An 18,219-nucleotide genomic window follows, 5' to 3' on the forward strand; every position below is an offset into this window, starting at 1 on the left:
AACAGGAGCAGCCAGCCATGCAGCCGGCCCGCCAAGACCTGCCCGTCGTTCCGGGCGCAACGTACCGCGACACGATCCGAATCATGCAGCCGGTGTTCGTGTACCGGGATATCACCGGCATTGCCGGCGCACCGGTGGTGCTGCAGGTGCCCGATCACGGCCTGGCCTCGGACTGGCCAGTGTGGGTGCGCGGCGCAGTCGGCATGCCGGACTTGAATCGGGAGCCGTTCAAGCAGCTGCCGCACCGCGCCAGGCGGCTATCAGCCGACAGCCTCGAGGTGAACAGCCAATCGGCAGTCGGGCTGCGGCCGTCGGGCGGACAGTTGGTGTACCGGCCACCGGTGGACCTGACCGATGCCACGGTGGTGCTCACCATCTTCAGCGGCGCCGATGCGCTGTTTGTCCTGGGGGAGGGGGCAGGGCTGGAAGTCACGGCGCCGGGCACCATCGCGCGCACGCTGACGGCGGCCCAGACCCTGCTCCTGGCGCCGGGCGGCATGACCTACACCTTCGACCTGCTGTTCCCCGGCGGGGTAGTCACGCGCTACTTCACGGGGGCGTTCACATGACCTGCAGCCCCAACGTCATCACCTTCGAAGTCGAGAAGGCCGGCGCCGCGGCGCTCGAGCGTGAATACGCCATTGCCATCGACTTGATCGAGCGCGAGGTCATCACGATCGGTGAGCAGGGTCCGCCCGGCGTGGGCATCCCGGGCCCCGCCGGCGGATCCGCAGTGCAGCGCCTGGCCGGCGAAACACTCAGCGCGCTGGTGGCCGTGTACGAGCTGGCCGGCGTTGTGTTCCGGCTCGACCAGGCCGACGGCGAGCATATCGCGCTGCTGCTGGGCATCACCCTCACTGCTGCCGATGCCGGCGCCACGCTGAATATCCAGCGCACTGGCGTCATCGACGATGCGGCCTGGGCCTGGAACATCGGCCGGGTATGGCTGGGCGCCGATGGTGCGCTCACCCAGGTGCCCCCCACCCAAGGTTTCAACCTGCTTATCGGTGCGGCGGTTTCGCCAACCCGCCTGATCCTCAACCTGCAAGACCCTATCGACCTGGAGTAATACCCATGCCTGCACCTCGTTTTCTTCGCCTCGTTTCCGGCATCCAAAAAATGGTTGAGGCGCTGCAGGCCTCGGCCGGCGCCGCTGATGCCGACAAGGTCGTGGCCACCGGCGCCGATGGCCGCCTCGATGCAAGCCTGATGCCCTTGGGTATCGGCGCCAATACCACCATCGTGCCGGCGTCTGAGCAGCTGACCGCTGGCAACTTCATCAACTTCTTCAACGACGCCGGCACGCTCAAGGCGCGCAAGGCCGACAACACCAACGGCCGCCAGGCGGATGGCTTCGTGACCAGCGCTTTCGCTTCTGCCGCCAGTACCACCGTCTACCCCATGGACGGTGTGAACTCGGGCTTGACCGGTCTGACCGTGGGCACCAAGTACTTCCTCGGCACCGCCGGCGGGGTCATCGCGGCGCCTTTGGACGAAACCCTGGCCGCCAACTACGGCAAGCTCTCCCAGCAGCTGGGCGTGGCCAAGTCGGCGACCGAGCTGGTCACCTCGGACTATGAACCGGTGATGATCTAATGACCGAACGGACTCCGCTCGTCCTCATTGGAGGCGTGAAAAAACAACTGCCTGCCGGGGATACACTGGCGAAGTCCATAGTGGGCCTGGGCCGGGCAGACAATACGCCCGACCTGGAGAAGCCGGTCAGTCAGCCAGTGCAGGATGCACTTGGCCAGAAGGCTGATCTGGACTCCGGTGGCAAGTTGCCGATTGCCCAGCTTCCGGCACTGTCCACCAGCAGCGTCAGCGAAGGCTCGAACCTCTACTACACGGATGCCCGGGTTCGTAGCGTGACGCTGAACGGTGTGGTGTTCACGGTGAACTCCGCTGTGGTCGCAAGTGATTCGCTGCTGGCAGCCATCGGCAAGATCCAGACCCAGCTGAACAACCGCCTGCTGACTACCGGCACGGCGGCTGCGGCCACCAAACTGGCGACTGCTCGCACCATCAACGGTGTGAACTTCGACGGCACGGCCAACATCACGATTGTCGACAGCAGCAGGATCGCCACGGCCCTGATGGGGGCGCCCAACGGTGTCGCGACACTGGACACCAGCGGCATGGTCCCTGCCAGCCAGCTTCCGTCCTATGTCGACGATGTGCTGGAGTACCCGACCTTCTCGGCCCTGCCAGCCACGGGTGAGCCCGGCAAGATCTACATCACGGTCACGCCCTACACGGACGCCAACGGAGTCACCAGCTCCCAGTTCCGGTGGAGTGGCAGTGCCTACGCCCCGATCATTGCCAGCCCTGGCAGCACGGATGCGGTGACGGAGGGCAGTACCAACGTCTACTTCACCGAGGCGCGGGTACGCAGCACCGCCCTATTCGGTTTCACCGTAGGGGGCAACGCTGCACTGGCGGCGGGCGACACGTTCCTACAGGCCTTTGGCAAGCTCCAAGCCCAGCTGAACAACAAGCTTGCCTCGACCGGTACCGCAGCGGCTGCAACCAAGCTGGCCACGGCCCGTTCTATCGGCTTGTCGGGCGATGCCAGTGGCTCGGTCAACTTCGATGGCAGCGCGGCTGTCACGATCTCGGTGACCATTGCACAGGCCACGAAGCTCAGGACCGCCCGGTTGATCGGCGGCGCGGCCTTTGATGGCACGGCTGACATCGAGGTCAATGCCAACTGGATGGGCAACACGGCTGAGGCAGCAATGCCTACGGGCACTGCCAACTACAGCGCGCGTGCTGGCCGGGCCTACATCGAAGGGATCTACGGAGGCCTCGCCAAAGGCTTTCCGATTGACTTCGGTAACCGGATTCAGATCTGTGGCCATGGCCTGGCTGTCACCGAGGTGTACACGGAATGGACCTCCGGCCGTTCTCGCATGTTTGTCCGTGCCCGGGGTGATGTGAACACCCATGTGTGGACGACTCCGAGAGAAGTTGCCTTCATGGACACGGTGCAGTCTCTGTCCGATGCAAACCTCAGCCGGTCTGGTGGGCCGGACTCCGCAATGACTGGTGAGCTCCAGAGCTCCGCCATCAACTTCTTTCGGGCTACATCCGGGAACTACGGCACGATCTTCCGGCAGGACCCCAGCTATTTCTACCTGTTGGTGACCGCCAAGGATGACAAGCAGGGCGGGTGGACCACCCAGCGTCCGTTGACTCTTAACCTTGAAACCGGTGTGCTCGGTATCAATGGCAATGCCGGGACAGCTTCGAAGCTGGCCAACGCACGCAAGATCAACGGCGTGAACTTCGACGGTAGCTCTGACATCATCATCACGGATGACACGAAGGAGCCTTCGATTGGTGGGGGCACGTCTGCCCAGTACTGGAGGGGTGACAAGACGTGGCAGGACCTTCCGAAGTTCGTTCGGGATACGGCTATTGCCGGGGTTTCGTTTGCCACGAATGCCGCAATTGCAGCGACTGATTCGGTGCTGTCGGCACTGGGCAAGTTGCAGGCACAGATCAACGCGGCTCAGGGCCTGCTGATCATGGCGCCTTTTGATGCGTTCGCCATGTGGCACTTCGACAAGGGGGACACCGAGGGCTGGATAGCGTCAGGCGCGACCCTGAACGGTGCCGGTGGCTCATTGACCGTGACTTCCACCACGGCTGACCCGTACATCGTGTCTCCGGTCATGGCGCTGCCCGGGGCGCTGTTTACCGTGCTCCGCATGAAGATCACCCGCAAGGCGGGTAGCGGCTGGGATGGCAAGTTCTACAGCAGGACGGCTTCTCACTCGTGGGGCAATTACTACAAGCAGGTGCCGAACCCGAACCTCGCTGTCGGCCAGAGTGTGATCCTCGATGTCGACATGGCTGCTCTGACCCTTGGCGGCACGGACTGGGTTGACAACATCATCCTGCAAGTGCGGCTGGACCTCGGTGCCAGCACGGCAGACGTGTTCGATGTCGACTGGGTAGGAATTGGCCGGGTAGCTCCAAACCGTGCCAGCCTGCCTCTGTCCGGTGGCCGGATGATCGGCGCCCTCGACGAAGCACCCAACGTAACGGTAGCTCTGAGCAACGGTGTGCTGGATGCAGCCTCGGCGCAGGCCAACACCGTCACTGGCACAGGCAATGGCAACCTGACCAGCTTCGGTACCGCGCAAGAAGGCGTGACCCGGAAGATCCTGTTTGCAGGGGCCATGACTATCCAGAACACGAACATTCAGCTGCCAAACGGGCTGGCCACGCTGGTCACCGAGTTTGGTGACTCGTGCGAGATCCTCGGTATGCCCGGCAACGCATGGAAACTGCTGTACTACACCCGGTACAGCGGCAGGCCCTTGCGCCCGGCGAACCTCGTCAACGTGTCTGAGCTGGGTGGGCCGTACCGTACGCAAGCCACCGGTCAGGTGAAGATCGGCAGCCTGTCCTGCACGATCACCACGGGCAACAACCCCATCCAGCTGACGTACAACTTGGTCGTGCAGCACGCGGGTAGCAACAACTCCGGGATCATGATCAAGCGTAACGGTGTGCAGCTGAGCAACGCCTCGTGGATCATTCCCGGCCCCGACACTAACTTCAACTACAAGCAGGGCTCGATTATCGATCAGCCCGGCGCTGGTACTTGGACCTACGAGTTCTACTGGAACGTTGAGACGACTGTAGACAGCTTGTCCACAGTGACGGCGACGGACTCCAGATTCACCCGGTTCATCGTTGCTCAGGAGATTTTCACTTGAATTTCATGACCTATGACGCAAAGGGCATGGTTCTGTCCCTGATGCAATGTCCAACGATCCCGCAAGGTGTCTCCGGGCTGGAGTTGACGGACGACCAGTACGCGGCGGTCAAGAAAGAGCCTTGGATGTGGGTGGTAGACCTGACCACCAAGGCCTTGATCCGTATGACCTCCGCACAGTCCGCAGCAGCGCAGCCGAAGGTGACGGCAGGGGAACGGATGGCCTTGCTGAATGACGACTACCAGAGAGCCATGGCGGGCCTGCAATCGGGGTGGCCGGACTACGAGATCAAGACGTGGACCATCCAGGCAGAAGAGGCCAAGCAGTGGGTAGCGGCGGACGTGGACACAAAGCCCTCGACGCCCTTCCTGACCCAACTCTGGACAGAGCGGCAGAACCTCGGCTGGACCGAGCCCTTCGCTGATCTGGTTTCCAGGGTGATCGCAAACAACGATGGGTACACGACGATGGTTGCGCGGTACACAGCAGTACGTCATGTGGCAGAGAGGAACATCGGGCTCGCCACCGATCCAGCAACCGTGACTTGGAGCTTTTCATGACTGTGTTCGCCACGAAGTTGCAGACGGAGCAGGACGGCAAGCTGAACATACTGCTTGGCGTTCTGCGCCTGGAGGACGATAAGCACGGCACGATTGAGGTGCCTGCAGGCTTTGTGACCAATTTCGCATCGTTGCAGGTCTTCCATAACATCCTGCTGTTCGCCGTCTATGCCCTGATGGTGACCTATGGCAATCGCGCCTGCACAGTTCACGACTACCTCTACAGCCAAGGCCAGCTCACACGCAGGGAATGCGACGACCTGTTCTACCGGGCGCTGCGCGCCGACGGCGTAGCCAAGTGGCGTGCAGCACTGTTCTGGGCCGGCGTCCGGATTGGTGGCGCTGGTCATTTCCGCCGGAAAATATAAGGCCCATCTAGCATTGATCCGAGAGCTACGAATCATTAGCAAGCAGGCGTCTACTGGTCCTGTCTAAATTGAATACGCTTGAGGCTCGGTCGGCGGCGACGTTTTTCTGTTCAACTTAAACTGCCAATATCCAACGTCATGCCATGCGCCGTGCTTGTAGCCCACCTCAGGGAAGGTTCCAATGTGTACGAATCCCATCTTCTCGTGTAGGGCAATGCTGCCAGGGTTCGGTAGTGAAATGCCCGCGAAGGCTGAACGAAAACCTTGGTGCTGAAGGATAGGTATCAGTGCTGAGTAAAGGCTGCGGCCAACGCCACTCCGCCTTTCCGCCTCCGCTATGTAGACAGTGACATCCACTGCCCAACGGTATGCCGCACGCGCCCGGTGCTGGCTTGCATACGCGTACCCTATAACCCTGTCTTCGCGTAAGGCAACCAAGTAAGGGTGCGTGGCCAAGGCGCTCACGATCCTCTGCTGCATTTCTTCAACCGATGGTGGCACCTCCTCGAACGATATCGAGGTTCCCGCAACCACCGGCGCGTAGATAGCCTGGATCTCAGAGGCGTCTTCTGGACGTGCGGCCCTTATTTCAATCGTCATGGCGGCCTCAGATTGATCGCTGGTTGACTCGGGAAGTCAGTTGCTCAGCGCTCTCTTTGCGTTCTGAGTATCGGTCGACCAGATGATCCTGGTGGTCACGAAGCAGCATTGTGAATTTCACTAGTTCCTCCATCACGTCGACGATACGGTCGTAGTAGGGAGAAGGTTTCATCCGGTCGTTGTCGTCGAACTCCATGTAGGCTTTGGGTACCGACGACTGGTTCGGGATGGTGATCATGCGCATCCAGCGACCTAGTACGCGGAGCTGGTTGACCACGTTGAATGACTGCGAGCCCCCACAAACTTGCATCACTGCCAGGGTCTTGCCCTGGGTAGGACGTACCGCTCCGAGCGCCAGTGGAACCCAGTCGATCTGCGCTTTGAATACGCCCGACATCGCCCCATGACGTTCCGGGGAACACCAAACCTGACCTTCGGACCACTGCATTAGATCTCGTAGTTCCTGCACCTTGGGATGATCAACCGTCACGTCATCTGGAAGGGGCAGCCCGGAAGGATTAAATATCCTTGTCTCAGCTCCAAAATGCTCCAGCAGTCGAGCAGATTCTTCCACTACGAGGCGGCTGAAAGACCGCTCACGGGTCGATCCGTAGAGAAGCAAAATCCTTGGCTTTTGAGTGCCTGAACTAGTCGTAACCGGATCGGAATCGAACAAATCAAGATCAAGATTAGGCAGTTGGCTTGTCATGTGTTCTCCAGATCAAAGGGTGCCGACGCGGTCAAGCTCTCGCTTTATTTCATCGCGTGTGATGGTGCCGAAAGGGATGCCGAAAAATGCTTGGCAACGCTGCTTAATGCGCGCCAGGGTTTCATCAAAGGCAGCCTCGACCTCTGCTTCATCGCCCTCAACGTCTGAAGGGTCCGCAAGACCCCAATGAGACTTGATGGCCGAGCCAAAGTAGATTGGGCAGGACTCGCCAGCCGCCTTGTCACAGACGGTGATGACGATATCCGGCGGGCAATCCTCGAACGCGTCACTGCCTTTACTGCTCAGACCCTTGATAGAGATGCCTGCGCGCTCCAGGGTGGTCAGACTGCGCGGCAGCACGGTTCCTTTGGGGACGCTTCCCGAACTCACAGCTTCGAAATCTACCGGAGCCAGATGGTTGAACATTGCTTCGGAAAGAATGCTCCGGCAGCTGTTGGCTGTGCACATGAACAAGACTCGCATGGATAGCTCCTACCGCGCTCAACGCGGGCTTTAGAGGCTTAGGCGCAGTGCCAAGGCCAAAAGGGTGATCAGTAGAACCGGGAGTGTCAGCAGCGCGCCGACTTTGAAGTAGTAGCCCCATGTGATGCGCACGCCCTTACGCTCCAGCACGTGTAGCCAGAGCAATGTGGCCAGACTGCCGATGGGTGTGATTTTGGGGCCAAGATCACAGCCAATTATGTTGGCGTAGATCATCGCATCGCGAACCAAACCTTCGGCCTCACTGCCTTGTATTGATAGGGCGCCAACCAGAACGCTGGGCATGTTGTTCATCACGGAAGACAACAACGCTGACAGCAGGCCTGTGCCGATTGCCGCGCTCCACAGCCCATGTGTGGCCAACTGATCAAATACTTGGGTCAGCAGATCGGTGAGTCCAGCGTTCTTCAGGCCGTAGACCACCAGGTACATACCCAACGAGAAAATCACCACCTGCCAAGGTGCTTCCCGCAATACTCGACGGGTAGAAATTCGGTGGCCTCGGGCGGCTACTGCAAAAAGGACTGCCGCGCAGAACGCTGCGACCGCGCTTATCGGAATGCCAAGGGGTTCAAGAGCGAACAGGCCGACTAACAGAATGAGTAGTGTCCACCAGCCCATAACGAATGTGGTGTGGTCACGAATGGCTTCCTTCGGTTGTCGCAGGGCATCGAGCGCGTAGTGCCTCGGCAGGTCACGGCGAAAGAACAGGAACAGTACCGCCAACGTGGCGGTGGTGCTAACTAGGCTCACCGGAACCATTATGGAAGCGTACTCAGCAAAGCCGATCCCGAAGTAATCTGCAGAGACAATGTTGACCAGGTTTGATACCACCAGTGGGAGGCTCGCGGTGTCTGCAATGAAGCCAGCGGCCATTACAAACGCCAAGGTCGCAGCGGGTGAAAAACGCAGCGAGACAAGCATCGACATAACGATAGGCGTGAGTATCAGGGCTGCGCCATCGTTGGCAAAAAGAGCTGACACAGCTGCGCCCAGCAACACACAAAACGCAAAGAGGCGGTATCCGCTTCCATTTGCCCAGCGAGCCACATGCAACGCCGCCCACTCGAAGAATCCCGCCTCGTCCAAGAGAAGGCTGATGATTATGACGGCGATAAAAGTCGCTGTGGCATTCCAGACGATGGCCCAGACAATGGGTATGTCATGTAGTGACACCGCACCCACAGCCAAAGCAATAAGAGCACCGAGGGCTGCACTCCATCCCACTCCTAGGCCTTTTGGCTGCCAGATGACCAAAGTAAGAGTGAATGCAAAAACAGCAAGTGCGATCAGCATGAGAGATAGGCTCGATAGGTTCAGCAGCAGGTAATTTCACGGACAGGGCGTCCGTCCATAGTCTGCAAACGGGCAGAGTTGCCCCTCAGCCACTCTTCATTTTCCCGGAGGGTCACCTGCAAAACGTCATTAATCCAGGAAGGAAGGTTTGGGTTGAGGCGGTAGTAGACCCATTGTCCCTGTCGGCGATCCAGGAGCACGCCACTGCTGCGCAGCTGTGCGAGGTGCCGACTGATCTTCGGTTGACTGTCATCCATGGCGCACATCAGCTCGCAGACACAAAGCTCACCATGGCTGGCGATCAGTAGCGTGGTACGGGTGCGAGTCTCATCAGCCATGCATTTGAAAAATTCAGGAGGAGAAATCATCAGGGGAGACCTATAGATATGCACAACTGAATATACGTATATCCATATGTTCTATGCAAGTGGTGACTCAGGATTGATCGATAGTCAGTTTCATTCAGATACCTTGACCCGCGACCAGGCGGGTTTTTTTTGCCCGGAGGAAAGTATGCCCCTCACCGAGATGCAGTTTCTGCAGATCATTCCCAACGCCGGCCAGACAGCCGGCGTTTTTGTTCCTGTGCTGAATGCGGCCATGGCCACCTTCAATATCATCACCCCGGCGAGGGCTGCAGCCTTCGTTGCCCAGGTAGGTCATGAGTCCACCAACTTCACCCGCCTGGTGGAGAACCTGAATTACTCGGTGGAGGCGCTGCTGTCAAAATTCAGCCGCGAGCGGATCACCGAGGCCCAGGCCCGACAGTACGGCAGGACCGCTGCGCGCAAGGCCGACCAAGTGTCCATTGCCAACTGCATCTATGGCGGGGAGTGGGGCAGGCTCAAGCTGGGCAACACTGAGCCGGGCGATGGATGGAAATTCCGCGGGCGATCACTGATCCAGGTAACCGGCCGCGCGAACTACAGGGCGTGCGGGCGATCGCTCGGGCTGGATCTGCTCGCAAGCCCGGAGCTGCTCGAGCAGCCCAGGCATGCAGCAATGGCCGCCGGTTGGTTCTGGTCGTCGCAGAAGCTGAATGCGCTGGCGGACGCCGGCAACTTGGGTGATATCGGCAGCGTCATCAACACCGGGAAGCCCGGGCGTGTGCCGCTGGGCGCCGAGGAACGCAAAGCCATCTATCAACGAGCGCTGAAGGTGCTGGCGTGAGCGCTGCGCAAAAGGTGCTGGCCTGCATCGCCATCGCGCTCGCCATGGTTGCGCTGAGTGGCGCTGCGCTGTATGCCGCCTACAGTCACGGCGTCACCGTGACCAATGCCGCGCGGGACGTCGAGTGGTTGCAGGCCGTGGCCACCCAGCAGACTGAACGTGCGCAGGCGGTGCAGGCCGCGCGCACCGAAGAACAACGCCTCCAGCGCGAGGCCAACCAGGTAGGAAACGATGCGAGAGAAAAGAACGCTGCTGCCGACGCTGATGGCCGCGGCCTTGATGCTGCTGGCGACCGGCTGCACGTCCAGGCCGGAAAGCTTGCCGCCAGCGCTGGCGCCTGCACCAGTGATACCGGCTCTGCCGATCGAGGCACGTCAGCCACCCGCGCCGCCATGGTGCTCTCCCAACTGCTCGAGCGCGCTGATGCGCGAGCGGGAGACTTGGCAAAGGCTTATGACCGAGCCCGAATAGCCGGGCAGGCCTGCGAGCAGGCGTATGACTCGCTGCTAACAGTGAAGACATTGCCCGTGAACTAGCGGCAACGATTCGCATCGTTGGGGTTCGCACAATTGCCCGAGCGCGCTGAGAACGATAGGGAAACCCAAAAGGGATTTATGAACGCACCCGAATAATGTGGTGGGTGAGCGATCAGCACAGCCGTTAAAGCGGATTGGAAGCTATTCGCCGTCGGTATCGACTATGTGCTTGAGATGCTTCCAAGGTTGTAGGTGCAGCTCCTGTGCAGAGCAATGCGCCGAATGTTGAAACACTGTGTCACCGAGTTCTTCAGGCTGCCCCGCGCCACATTGCCGGCAATACAGCATGTCTCCGTTCAGCAGCCAAGCATGGTGCCAATTGAGCAAATGGACAGTATTCACGGTGGTGTTCCAGAGAATGGGTGTTATCTAGACATCTCCACCTATCAATGGTTCAACTGATGTGACAAAAGCTTGACAGGGCTCTCGGGCTAGCCCTGTCCGTTGTTAAAATGTTGGCGTGCATTCCATCTGCTATCAGTATTCGCTCGTATGCAGATAGTCTAGGATGTCGCGCCGAAAAACCTTGGAGCAGCAGCATGCGTGTTTCAGTCCGAACGCTCAGCGCCGAGATCTTACCTGCCTGCCTCAGGCAAGGAGACAGCCCCTATGCCTATGAGGTGACCAGCTACGACGGCGCTGTGACATATTTCAGTACTGGAGTAGAAGCCGCAGCCTACGCGACGGTCCTACATAGACAACGTTGCGAACTGCTCGGCGTGGAAAACGATCGGGAGTTTTAATGCGCCTTTTTCGCCAACCGAATCTGGTTGGGAACCTCCTACAGGTCATTCCCAGAACTGTTTCCAACGATCCACAGCAGATCGCGCCACGGGAACCTGCTCTGACCGCCCATCAGCTTGCAAGTCGGACTGTGCACGAACGGTTTGCTTGAGTCGCGAAGCTGCTGGTACCCATCGCAGGTTCTGCAGCGAATGTGAGGGAAGGGGTCATCGTGCACGGACCAGAGCTTTGCCCAGGTGTCGATGTCACTCAGCTTGGGTGTGAGGTTCAGCCATTCCAGCGTGTCCATGTGCGCCTCCGTTGTCCTTGGCCAATGATAGCCGCCTGTGCCGTTCCTCGCCGCAGGATTGCAAAGTCTCGCTGGCTGGTGCAAGAATACTGTACATATGAACAGTATAAGAGCCATGCCATGGACAGCCCATTCCAATCCGAAGCCCTCGATATCTCCCTCGACGACCTGCTGTGCATCCGCGCGCCCGGCACCTACCTGGTGCGCGTCGCCGGTGACAGCATGACCCGCGCTGGGATATTCGACGGTGACCTACTGATCGTCGACAAGGGCGCGGAAGTGAAGAAGGGGCAGGTGATAATCGGGGTGGTGAATCAGGAGCCGATGGTGAAGCGTCTGGACTATGTTCGGGGTATGCCGGTGTTGAAGTCCGAAGGCGATGGCCACCACCATCGCTTCATCATGGAAGGCGACGAGTTCACCGTGTGGGGCGTCGTGAAGCACAGCGTGCGTCAGCATGGCATCGAGCCATGAGGTGCCAAGTGACGCGCAGGATGCGCCTGGGCACAGCGATTGAGGCGGCAGAGATCCATGGGCTGCCAGCGACCGTGAGCGATCTGCGGATTAACGAAGAGCTGTGCCAGGCCTCAGGCCGGAACCGGAATGCTGCCCTGATTAAGGGCGGGAATTTGATCGATAACCATCCGCTTCACATACCTTGTGCAATAGAATCCGCATCAGGTATTGGTTCATCAGATTGCGAACTCCCTGAAGAGCTGATTGAATATTTGAGTAGTGATCGAATGGCATTTCACCATCCAACTGCTTAACCCGCTCCAGGGAGCACGAATGCCATCACTGGAAGGTAGTAACAAGGTGGTTAAGCCTGATTCCGCATGGTCGGTGTTTTTGGTCTTCTTGCGCTTAGGACTGACGTCCTTCGGAGGTCCGATTGCGCATCTTGGGTACTTTCGTGAAGAGTTCGTTGCCCGGCGACAATGGCTTAGTGAGCGCAGCTATGTAGATTTGGTTGCCCTGTGTCAGTTCCTTCCTGGGCCTGCGAGTAGTCAGGTTGGTATAGGGTTAGGATTATCACGTGCTGGATTCTGCGGAGCTATTGCTGCTTGGGCAGGGTTCACATTGCCATCTGCCACAGTTTTGGTGTTGTTCGCTAAGGGGATGTCCACAGGTGAGAGTGCTTTCCCAAGCGGTTTGCTTCACGGCCTTAAAATTGTCGCGGTCGCTGTCGTTGCTCAAGCAGTCTGGGGTATGGCCCGCAATCTTTGCACGGATGTGCCTCGCGTTACCATCGCTGCATTCTCCGCTTGCGCTGCACTGCTATGGCCGAATGCAATGGGGCAGATTGGTGTGATCGTCTGCGCTGCCGTGGTTGGTCTGATGCTGTTTGAACCCACTACAGACCAACCCGCAGAATCTTTATCGATCTCGATCAGTCGGAAAGTTGGCATGATCTCATTGGGAGTGTTTTTCAGCTTGTTAGCTGGTCTCCCATTATTGATGGAGGCCTGGCCTACTCAAACGCTATCTATGGTGCACGATTTTTACCGAGCCGGTTCATTTGTATTCGGAGGGGGGCATGTGGTGCTGCCATTGCTCCAGACCGCAACGGTGCCTAACGGGTTGGTAGATAAAGACACTTTCCTAGCTGGGTACGGCTTAGTGCAAGCTGTACCGGGGCCGCTTTTTACTTTTGCGGCATTTCTAGGGGCCTCTATGAACGTCCACCCCTCTGGATGGGTGGGCGCGTCAGTGTGTCTCATTGCGATCTTCGCGCCATCATTCCTCCTCATGGTCGGAGTTTTACCATTCTGGGCTCGATTGCAGCATAGCTTTCGCACCCAGGCGGCGCTGACGGGTGTCAACGCAGCAGTGGTTGGGCTTCTTCTCGCGGCCTTGTACGATCCGGTCTGGACGAGCGCCATACTCAAACCCCAAGACTTCGGATTGGCGCTGATAGCCTTTGTGAGTCTAATGTTTTGGAAAGCCCCACCTTGGTTGGTAGTCATGGGCAGCGGCTTGATCGGATGGTTACTGAGCACTGTCTTTTAGGGAGACCCAATCTGCGCTGCTACAAGCATCGGCCCAGAAACCGCGCGTGATTTGACCGGGCTTCTATTGATGCGCCGTCATGATGGTGCAGGAATGTGGGGTGAGAATTGGTCGGCGGGTGTGCGGAATCTCGTACCATTTTTTGTACCAATTGGTGTTCCCTTGAGGGGGTTTCGGGGGTTTGAACTACCCCGAAGGCCCCGTAAACACCCCTATTTGAATACACCAGCTAATCCGCACATAAGTCCTTACCGGTTTTTCCGTTGGGGAATGGCCGAGTGAAGTTCGGCCAGGTATGAAACTGACCGAGGCGGGTAGCGAGAGTTTTAGAACGATCGGTTATAAGGGCGATAAGTCGCCGGGTAAGCATTCGCGGGTAGAACCCGCTCCCACAGGTCGGCGGCGCTTGACGGCTACTTGAGATTACCGCTGAGAAACTGCCGGAGGCGTTCGCTTTTCGGATTGGCCAGCACCTGGGAGGGCGGGCCTTCTTCTTCGACCAGCCCCTGATGCAGGAAAAGCACCTGGCTCGAGACTTCGCGGGCGAAGCTCATCTCGTGGGTGACCATGATCATGGTCCGGCCTTCCTCGGCCAGGCCCTTGATCACCTTCAGCACCTCACCCACCAGCTCCGGGTCGAGCGCCGAGGTAGGTTCGTCGAACAGCATGACCTCCGGTTCCATGGCCAGTGCGCGAGCGATGGCCACGCGTTGCTGCTGGCCGCCCGAGAGGAACGCTGGATACTGGCTGGCAACCCGCTCAGGCAAGCCGACCTTGTCCAGGTAGCGCAACGCGCGGGCCCGCGCTTCGTCCTTGTCGATGCCCAGCACCCGGCGTGGCGCCATGGTGATGTTGTCGAGCACGGTCATGTGGCTCCAAAGGTTGAAGTGCTGGAACACCATGGCCAGGCGCGTGCGCAGGCGCTGCAATTCTTCGGCGTCGGCAACCCGCATGCCGCTGTGGTCGCTGATCATCTGGATCGGCTTGCCATCCAGGCTCATGGCGCCGTCGTCGGGCTGCTCGAGAAAATTGATGCAGCGCAAAAAGGTGCTCTTGCCCGAGCCGCTGGCGCCGATCAGGCTGATCACGTCACCCGTGCTGGCCTTGAGCGAGACGCCCTTGAGCACCTTGTTGTCGCCATAGCTCTTGTGCAGGCCGTCGATGGTCAGTTTGTACATGCGCAACACGTCCTCAAGGTTGAAGTAGATAACCGCTGCGGCAGGCCTGGGTACCCGCGACATGGGCCACCAGCATGCCAGCGGTGGCCATGCGCCGCAGCGAGCGGGCGTACATCAGGCCAGGCTGACGATTGCGCACCGGGGTAACCGTATTGCTCAGCGGATCGATGATCTCGGCGATCAACTGGTCGGCTTCCAGGTACTGTCCGGGCATCGCGCTGTACACCAGCAGCCCACCCACCGGCGCTGTAACCGGTTCTACGGCAGCAAGCGGCGTTGCTGCGGCGAGCAACGCCGGCAGCTCGGCCGGCTGGCGGTCGATGGCACCAACGCCGGCCAGGTAGTCGAGGATGGCCTGGCAGTCGCCGCTGGCCATCGGATGGTTGACGTCGCCCTGGCCGCGCAATTCGACAGTGACCGAAAAGCTGCCCATGGCGATCGGGAAGCGCTCGCCGAAACGTTGCTGCAGCTGCCACCACAACAGGCTGAAGCACTCGTCGAACGACTGCCCGCCCGAATCGGTGGCCAACAGACTGGCCTGGGCGCCCAGATAGCGCGCCAGCGGCTCTACCTGCGGCCAGGCCTCGGGCGTGGTGTAAAGATGCTGCACGGCTTCGAAGTCGCAGTGCAGGTCCAGCACCATATCGGCGTCGCACGCCAGGCGCTGTAGGGTCAGGCGCTGCGACTGCAGGGCGGTGGCGGGCTGCAGCCGGTTCAGCCCATCTCGCAGATGCGTGCGGATCAACGCGGTATTGCGCGCGACGTCCCCACCCAGCAGGCTCTCGACGGCGCACCCGACCTGATCGGCCAGGTCGACGAAACGGCGATTGAAGTTCTCGCCGGTTTCCAGCTCGTAGCGGCCCATGGGGGTGTCCATGACGATCTGGTCGAGCCCGGCCGGGTTGGCGATGGGCACCACCACGACCTGCCAGCGCAGTTGCCCGGCGCTTTCCAGTTCGGCCAGGCGCTGACGCAGGTGCCAGGCGACTAGCATCCCCGGCAGCTCGTCGGCATGCAGCGAGGCTTGGATGTAGACCTTGCCGGCACTGGTCGGGCCGTAGCTGAAGCTGTGTATCTGGCGCGCGGTGCCCGGCAGCGGGGCCAGCAGTTCATGAATGTCGTGTTGCATGTTCAGGTCCTAGTGCGTCGGGCCGAGAAAGGCCAGCCAGCGGCGTTCGGCCAGGCGAAACAGTCCGACCAGAGCGAAGGTGACGGTCAGGTAGATCAGCGCGGCGATACCGAAGGATTGGAAGGTCAGGAAGGTCGCCGAATTGGCGTCACGCGCGACCTTGAGAATGTCCGGGATGGTGGCGGTGAACGCCACCGTGGTCGAGTGCAGCATGAGGATCACTTCGTTGCTGTAGTAGGGCAACGAACGGCGCAGGGCGGACGGCATGATCACGTAGGCATACAGCTTCCAACCGCTGAGGCCGTAGGCTTTGGCCGCCTCGACCTCGCCGTGGTTCATGCTGCGGATGGCCCCGGCGAAGATTTCCGTGGTGTACGCGCAGGTGTTCAGCGCGAATGCCAGCACCGTGCAGTTCATCGCGTCGCGGAAGAAGTCGTTGAGCAGAGGCTGCCCACGCACCGCCTCCAGGCTGTAGATGCCGGTGTAGCAGATCAGCAGCTGGATATAGAGCGGGGTGCCGCGGAACAGGTACGTGTAGAACTGCACTGGCCAGCGTACCCAGCGCCGATTCGAGACCCGTGCGATCGACAGCGGCACCGAGAACACGAAGCCGATCACCAGGGCGGCAGTGAGCAGCCACAGGGTCATCGCCAGGCCGGTGATGTTTTGCCCGTCGGAGTAGAGGAACGGTCGCCAGTATTCTTGAAGAAGCTCGATCATCGCAGGGCCTCCCGGGTGCCCGCGCTGTAGCGTCGTTCAAGCCAGCGCAGGGCGATGTTGGAAGCACTGGTGATCAACAGGTAGATGAGCGCGGCCAACACCAGGAAGTAGAACAACTGATAAGTGCTCTTGCCCGCGTCCTGGGCGGCCTTGACCAGATCGGCCAGGCCGATGATCGACACCAGCGCCGTGGCCTTGAGCATGACCATCCAGTTATTGCCGATACCGGGCAGGGCGTAGCGCATCATCTGCGGAAAAACGACATAGCGAAAGCGCTGCGAGCGCTTGAGGCCATAGGCCGTGGCCGCTTCGAGTTGCCCGCGCGGTACTGCCAGCATGGCACCGCGAAAGGTCTCGGTGAAATAGGCGCCGTAGATGAAACCCAGGGTGATGACCCCAGCGGCGAAAGGATCGATTTCGATGTAGTCCCATTCCAGCGCTTCGGTAATACCGGTCAGCCAGGTTTGCAGGCTGTAGAAAATCAGCAGCATCAGCACCAGGTCGGGCACGCCGCGAATCAGGGTGGTGTAGAGCTGCGCAGGCACGCGCAGCGCCGCAGCGCCGGACAGCTTGGCGCTGGCGCCGATCAGGCCCAGCACCACGCTGACCAGCAGCGAGAGCAGGGAAAGCTTGATGGTCATCCAGGTGCCCTCGAGCAGCAAAGGGCCGAAGCCCTTCAAGCTGAACGCAGACAACCCGAGGTACTGCAAAAGGTCATCGAACATGAATCTGGCCTTTGCCGATCAAAAAAACGCCCATCCCCGAGCAGGAATGGGCGCTGTCATCGCGGGGGTTTATTTACCGCTGTACAGGTTCAGCTCACCGAAGTGTTTCTTCTGGATTTCGCTGTAGGTGCCATCATCATGTAACGCTTTGATACCTTTATCGATGAACGCCTTGAGTTCCTTGTTACCTTTGGCGATACCCACGGCCGTCTTGGCCGGCAACAGCTCGCTATCGATAGCCTCGCTGACTTCATAGCCAGCACCCTGTGGCGACTTCAGGAAGCCCAGCTCGGCCTGCAGCATGTCTTGGATGGACGCGTCGAGACGACCCGAGATCAAGTCGGCGTACACTTGGTCCTGATTCTGATAGGCCTGGGTTTTCACCCCAGCCTTGTCGAGCACGGCCTTGGCATAGGCTTCCTGGATGGTGCCTTGCTCGTAGCCGACGGTCTTGCCCTTGAGCGACGCCACGTCGGTGCTCAGGTCTGCACCTTTCTTGAACACCAACGAAGTCGGGCCCGAGAACAGTTCGTTGGAGAAGTCGATGACTTTCTCCCGCGCCGGGGTGACGGTCATCGAGGAAATCACGCCATCGAATTTCTTCGCCTTGAGCCCGGGAATCATGCCGTCGAAATCGCTTTCGACCCACTTGCAGGTCACTTTCAGTTCCTTGCAGATGGCATTGCCCAGATCGATGTCGAAACCCACCAGGCTGCCGTCGGCGGCCTTGGATTCGAACGGTGCGTAGGAAGGATCGACCCCGAAGCGCAACTCCTTGTATTCCTTGGCTATTGCGCTGCCGGCCGAAAACGCCAGGGCCAGAGCAGAAAGGGTCAGCAATGCTTTTTTCATCGTGCAGTCCTTAAAACCAGTTGAATGCGTTGGTGAGGGCGATGTGCGTTACCGGCAAGTGCCAGACATCATTTTGATAGCAATTTCCGCACCATAGTCCCA

21 protein-coding genes are annotated in these 18,219 nt (G+C 59.5%); 10 read left to right on the forward strand and 11 right to left on the reverse strand.

Annotated elements, in window-relative coordinates; genetic code table 11:
• Nucleotides 1–17: 17 nt before the first annotated feature.
• Genes ONG87_RS05915 through ONG87_RS05940 form a run of 6 tightly spaced genes read left to right on the forward strand, consistent with a single transcriptional unit; the run spans nucleotide 18 to nucleotide 5,658 of the window.
• Nucleotides 18–569 carry a hypothetical protein gene (locus ONG87_RS05915; RefSeq protein WP_264382420.1) on the forward strand — a complete coding sequence of 184 codons (552 nt, stop codon included), beginning with the start codon at nucleotides 18–20 and terminating at the stop codon, nucleotides 567–569.
• Nucleotides 566–1,069: a capsid cement protein gene (locus ONG87_RS05920; protein ID WP_264382421.1), complete on the forward strand. Its 504-nt coding sequence runs from the start codon at nucleotides 566–568 to the stop codon at nucleotides 1,067–1,069. The genes ONG87_RS05915 and ONG87_RS05920 overlap by 4 nt, the downstream gene beginning before the upstream one ends.
• A 5-nt stretch (nucleotides 1,070–1,074) precedes the next feature.
• On the forward strand, nucleotides 1,075–1,596 hold the full coding sequence (locus ONG87_RS05925) for a hypothetical protein (RefSeq protein WP_264382422.1): 522 nt from the start codon (nucleotides 1,075–1,077) through the stop codon (nucleotides 1,594–1,596).
• A complete protein-coding gene (locus ONG87_RS05930; RefSeq protein ID WP_264382423.1) occupies nucleotides 1,596–4,730 on the forward strand; it encodes a hypothetical protein in 3,135 nt (1,044 codons plus the stop codon). The genes ONG87_RS05925 and ONG87_RS05930 overlap by 1 nt, the downstream gene beginning before the upstream one ends.
• Nucleotides 4,727–5,290, forward strand: coding sequence for a hypothetical protein (locus ONG87_RS05935; protein WP_264382424.1), 564 nt, complete (start codon nucleotides 4,727–4,729; stop codon nucleotides 5,288–5,290). Before ONG87_RS05930 ends, ONG87_RS05935 begins: the two co-directional genes overlap by 4 nt.
• Nucleotides 5,287–5,658, forward strand: coding sequence for a DUF1353 domain-containing protein (locus ONG87_RS05940; protein WP_264382425.1), 372 nt, complete (start codon nucleotides 5,287–5,289; stop codon nucleotides 5,656–5,658). Before ONG87_RS05935 ends, ONG87_RS05940 begins: the two co-directional genes overlap by 4 nt.
• A gap of 63 nt (nucleotides 5,659–5,721) precedes the next feature.
• On the opposite strand, the gene ONG87_RS05945 is transcribed toward ONG87_RS05940, so the two are convergent.
• Genes ONG87_RS05945 through ONG87_RS05965 form a run of 5 tightly spaced genes read right to left on the reverse strand, consistent with a single transcriptional unit; the run spans nucleotide 5,722 to nucleotide 9,132 of the window.
• Nucleotides 5,722–6,258: an arsinothricin resistance N-acetyltransferase ArsN1 family B gene (locus tag ONG87_RS05945; protein ID WP_264382426.1), complete on the reverse strand. Its 537-nt coding sequence runs from the start codon at nucleotides 6,256–6,258 to the stop codon at nucleotides 5,722–5,724.
• 7 nt (nucleotides 6,259–6,265) lie between these two features.
• Nucleotides 6,266–6,967, reverse strand: coding sequence for an arsenical resistance protein ArsH (arsH, locus tag ONG87_RS05950; RefSeq protein ID WP_264382427.1), 702 nt, complete (start codon nucleotides 6,965–6,967; stop codon nucleotides 6,266–6,268).
• Nucleotides 6,968–6,979: 12 nt separating this feature from the next.
• Complete coding sequence (locus ONG87_RS05955; RefSeq protein ID WP_264382428.1) at nucleotides 6,980–7,450, reverse strand: arsenate reductase ArsC; 471 nt, start codon at nucleotides 7,448–7,450, stop codon at nucleotides 6,980–6,982.
• A 30-nt stretch (nucleotides 7,451–7,480) separates the two neighbouring features.
• On the reverse strand, nucleotides 7,481–8,764 hold the full coding sequence (locus ONG87_RS05960; protein WP_264382429.1) for an arsenic transporter: 1,284 nt from the start codon (nucleotides 8,762–8,764) through the stop codon (nucleotides 7,481–7,483).
• A gap of 20 nt (nucleotides 8,765–8,784) precedes the next feature.
• Nucleotides 8,785–9,132 (reverse strand): metalloregulator ArsR/SmtB family transcription factor, encoded by a 348-nt coding sequence (locus ONG87_RS05965; protein WP_264382430.1) that lies wholly within the window; start codon nucleotides 9,130–9,132, stop codon nucleotides 8,785–8,787.
• Between the two features lie 145 nt (nucleotides 9,133–9,277).
• On the opposite strand from ONG87_RS05965, the gene ONG87_RS05970 reads away from it, so the two are divergent.
• Both ONG87_RS05970 and ONG87_RS05975 read left to right on the forward strand, forming a co-directional pair.
• Nucleotides 9,278–9,934, forward strand: coding sequence for a glycoside hydrolase family 19 protein (locus ONG87_RS05970; RefSeq protein ID WP_264382431.1), 657 nt, complete (start codon nucleotides 9,278–9,280; stop codon nucleotides 9,932–9,934).
• 44 nt (nucleotides 9,935–9,978) lie between these two features.
• The gene (locus ONG87_RS05975) at nucleotides 9,979–10,470 is read left to right on the forward strand and encodes a DUF2514 domain-containing protein (RefSeq protein WP_264382830.1); all 492 of its coding nucleotides are present in this window, start codon (nucleotides 9,979–9,981) and stop codon (nucleotides 10,468–10,470) included.
• A 781-nt stretch (nucleotides 10,471–11,251) separates the two neighbouring features.
• Here the strand turns inward: ONG87_RS05975 and ONG87_RS05980 are convergent.
• Nucleotides 11,252–11,503, reverse strand: coding sequence for a hypothetical protein (locus tag ONG87_RS05980; protein WP_185793115.1), 252 nt, complete (start codon nucleotides 11,501–11,503; stop codon nucleotides 11,252–11,254).
• A gap of 120 nt (nucleotides 11,504–11,623) precedes the next feature.
• Between ONG87_RS05980 and ONG87_RS05985 the strand changes: the two genes are divergently transcribed.
• On the forward strand, nucleotides 11,624–11,977 hold the full coding sequence (locus ONG87_RS05985) for a LexA family transcriptional regulator (RefSeq protein WP_264382432.1): 354 nt from the start codon (nucleotides 11,624–11,626) through the stop codon (nucleotides 11,975–11,977).
• A 315-nt stretch (nucleotides 11,978–12,292) separates the two neighbouring features.
• Nucleotides 12,293–13,513 (forward strand): chromate efflux transporter, encoded by a 1,221-nt coding sequence (gene chrA, locus ONG87_RS05990; RefSeq protein WP_264382433.1) that lies wholly within the window; start codon nucleotides 12,293–12,295, stop codon nucleotides 13,511–13,513.
• Nucleotides 13,514–13,926: 413 nt separating this feature from the next.
• Here chrA and ONG87_RS05995 read toward each other — a convergent pair whose 3' ends face one another.
• From ONG87_RS05995 to ONG87_RS06015, 5 genes are all read right to left on the reverse strand, one after another.
• The gene (locus ONG87_RS05995; RefSeq protein WP_264382434.1) at nucleotides 13,927–14,691 is read right to left on the reverse strand and encodes an ABC transporter ATP-binding protein; all 765 of its coding nucleotides are present in this window, start codon (nucleotides 14,689–14,691) and stop codon (nucleotides 13,927–13,929) included.
• Nucleotides 14,692–14,704: 13 nt separating this feature from the next.
• Nucleotides 14,705–15,820, reverse strand: a complete 1,116-nt coding sequence (locus ONG87_RS06000) for a succinylglutamate desuccinylase/aspartoacylase family protein (RefSeq protein WP_264382435.1) — start codon at nucleotides 15,818–15,820, stop codon at nucleotides 14,705–14,707.
• 9 nt (nucleotides 15,821–15,829) lie between these two features.
• The gene (locus ONG87_RS06005) at nucleotides 15,830–16,540 is read right to left on the reverse strand and encodes an ABC transporter permease (RefSeq protein WP_122479262.1); all 711 of its coding nucleotides are present in this window, start codon (nucleotides 16,538–16,540) and stop codon (nucleotides 15,830–15,832) included.
• On the reverse strand, nucleotides 16,537–17,265 hold the full coding sequence (locus ONG87_RS06010; RefSeq protein ID WP_122479261.1) for an ABC transporter permease: 729 nt from the start codon (nucleotides 17,263–17,265) through the stop codon (nucleotides 16,537–16,539). The genes ONG87_RS06005 and ONG87_RS06010 overlap by 4 nt, the downstream gene beginning before the upstream one ends.
• Before the next feature lie 69 nt (nucleotides 17,266–17,334).
• Nucleotides 17,335–18,117 (reverse strand): transporter substrate-binding domain-containing protein, encoded by a 783-nt coding sequence (locus tag ONG87_RS06015; protein WP_264382436.1) that lies wholly within the window; start codon nucleotides 18,115–18,117, stop codon nucleotides 17,335–17,337.
• Nucleotides 18,118–18,219 lie beyond the last annotated feature (102 nt).

The organism is Pseudomonas sp. MM227 (genome assembly GCF_947090715.1).
GTDB lineage: Bacteria > Pseudomonadota > Gammaproteobacteria > Pseudomonadales > Pseudomonadaceae > Aquipseudomonas > Aquipseudomonas baltica.

Coding starts and splice junctions, on each gene's coding strand:
- ONG87_RS05955 (WP_264382428.1), bottom strand. CDS start 7,450: ATGCGAGTCTTGTTCATGTGCACAGCCAACAGCTGCCGGAGCATTCTT.
- ONG87_RS05985 (WP_264382432.1), top strand. CDS start 11,624: ATGGACAGCCCATTCCAATCCGAAGCCCTCGATATCTCCCTCGACGAC.
- ONG87_RS05970 (WP_264382431.1), top strand. CDS start 9,278: ATGCCCCTCACCGAGATGCAGTTTCTGCAGATCATTCCCAACGCCGGC.
- ONG87_RS05940 (WP_264382425.1), top strand. CDS start 5,287: ATGACTGTGTTCGCCACGAAGTTGCAGACGGAGCAGGACGGCAAGCTG.
- ONG87_RS06015 (WP_264382436.1), bottom strand. CDS start 18,117: ATGAAAAAAGCATTGCTGACCCTTTCTGCTCTGGCCCTGGCGTTTTCG.
- ONG87_RS06000 (WP_264382435.1), bottom strand. CDS start 15,820: ATGCAACACGACATTCATGAACTGCTGGCCCCGCTGCCGGGCACCGCG.
- ONG87_RS05945 (WP_264382426.1), bottom strand. CDS start 6,258: ATGACGATTGAAATAAGGGCCGCACGTCCAGAAGACGCCTCTGAGATC.
- arsH (WP_264382427.1), bottom strand. CDS start 6,967: ATGACAAGCCAACTGCCTAATCTTGATCTTGATTTGTTCGATTCCGAT.
- ONG87_RS06005 (WP_122479262.1), bottom strand. CDS start 16,540: ATGATCGAGCTTCTTCAAGAATACTGGCGACCGTTCCTCTACTCCGAC.
- ONG87_RS05965 (WP_264382430.1), bottom strand. CDS start 9,132: ATGATTTCTCCTCCTGAATTTTTCAAATGCATGGCTGATGAGACTCGC.
- ONG87_RS05915 (WP_264382420.1), top strand. CDS start 18: ATGCAGCCGGCCCGCCAAGACCTGCCCGTCGTTCCGGGCGCAACGTAC.
- ONG87_RS05975 (WP_264382830.1), top strand. CDS start 9,979: ATGGTTGCGCTGAGTGGCGCTGCGCTGTATGCCGCCTACAGTCACGGC.
- chrA (WP_264382433.1), top strand. CDS start 12,293: ATGCCATCACTGGAAGGTAGTAACAAGGTGGTTAAGCCTGATTCCGCA.
- ONG87_RS05960 (WP_264382429.1), bottom strand. CDS start 8,764: ATGCTGATCGCACTTGCTGTTTTTGCATTCACTCTTACTTTGGTCATC.
- ONG87_RS05995 (WP_264382434.1), bottom strand. CDS start 14,691: ATGTACAAACTGACCATCGACGGCCTGCACAAGAGCTATGGCGACAAC.
- ONG87_RS05930 (WP_264382423.1), top strand. CDS start 1,596: ATGACCGAACGGACTCCGCTCGTCCTCATTGGAGGCGTGAAAAAACAA.
- ONG87_RS05920 (WP_264382421.1), top strand. CDS start 566: ATGACCTGCAGCCCCAACGTCATCACCTTCGAAGTCGAGAAGGCCGGC.
- ONG87_RS05980 (WP_185793115.1), bottom strand. CDS start 11,503: ATGGACACGCTGGAATGGCTGAACCTCACACCCAAGCTGAGTGACATC.
- ONG87_RS05925 (WP_264382422.1), top strand. CDS start 1,075: ATGCCTGCACCTCGTTTTCTTCGCCTCGTTTCCGGCATCCAAAAAATG.
- ONG87_RS06010 (WP_122479261.1), bottom strand. CDS start 17,265: ATGTTCGATGACCTTTTGCAGTACCTCGGGTTGTCTGCGTTCAGCTTG.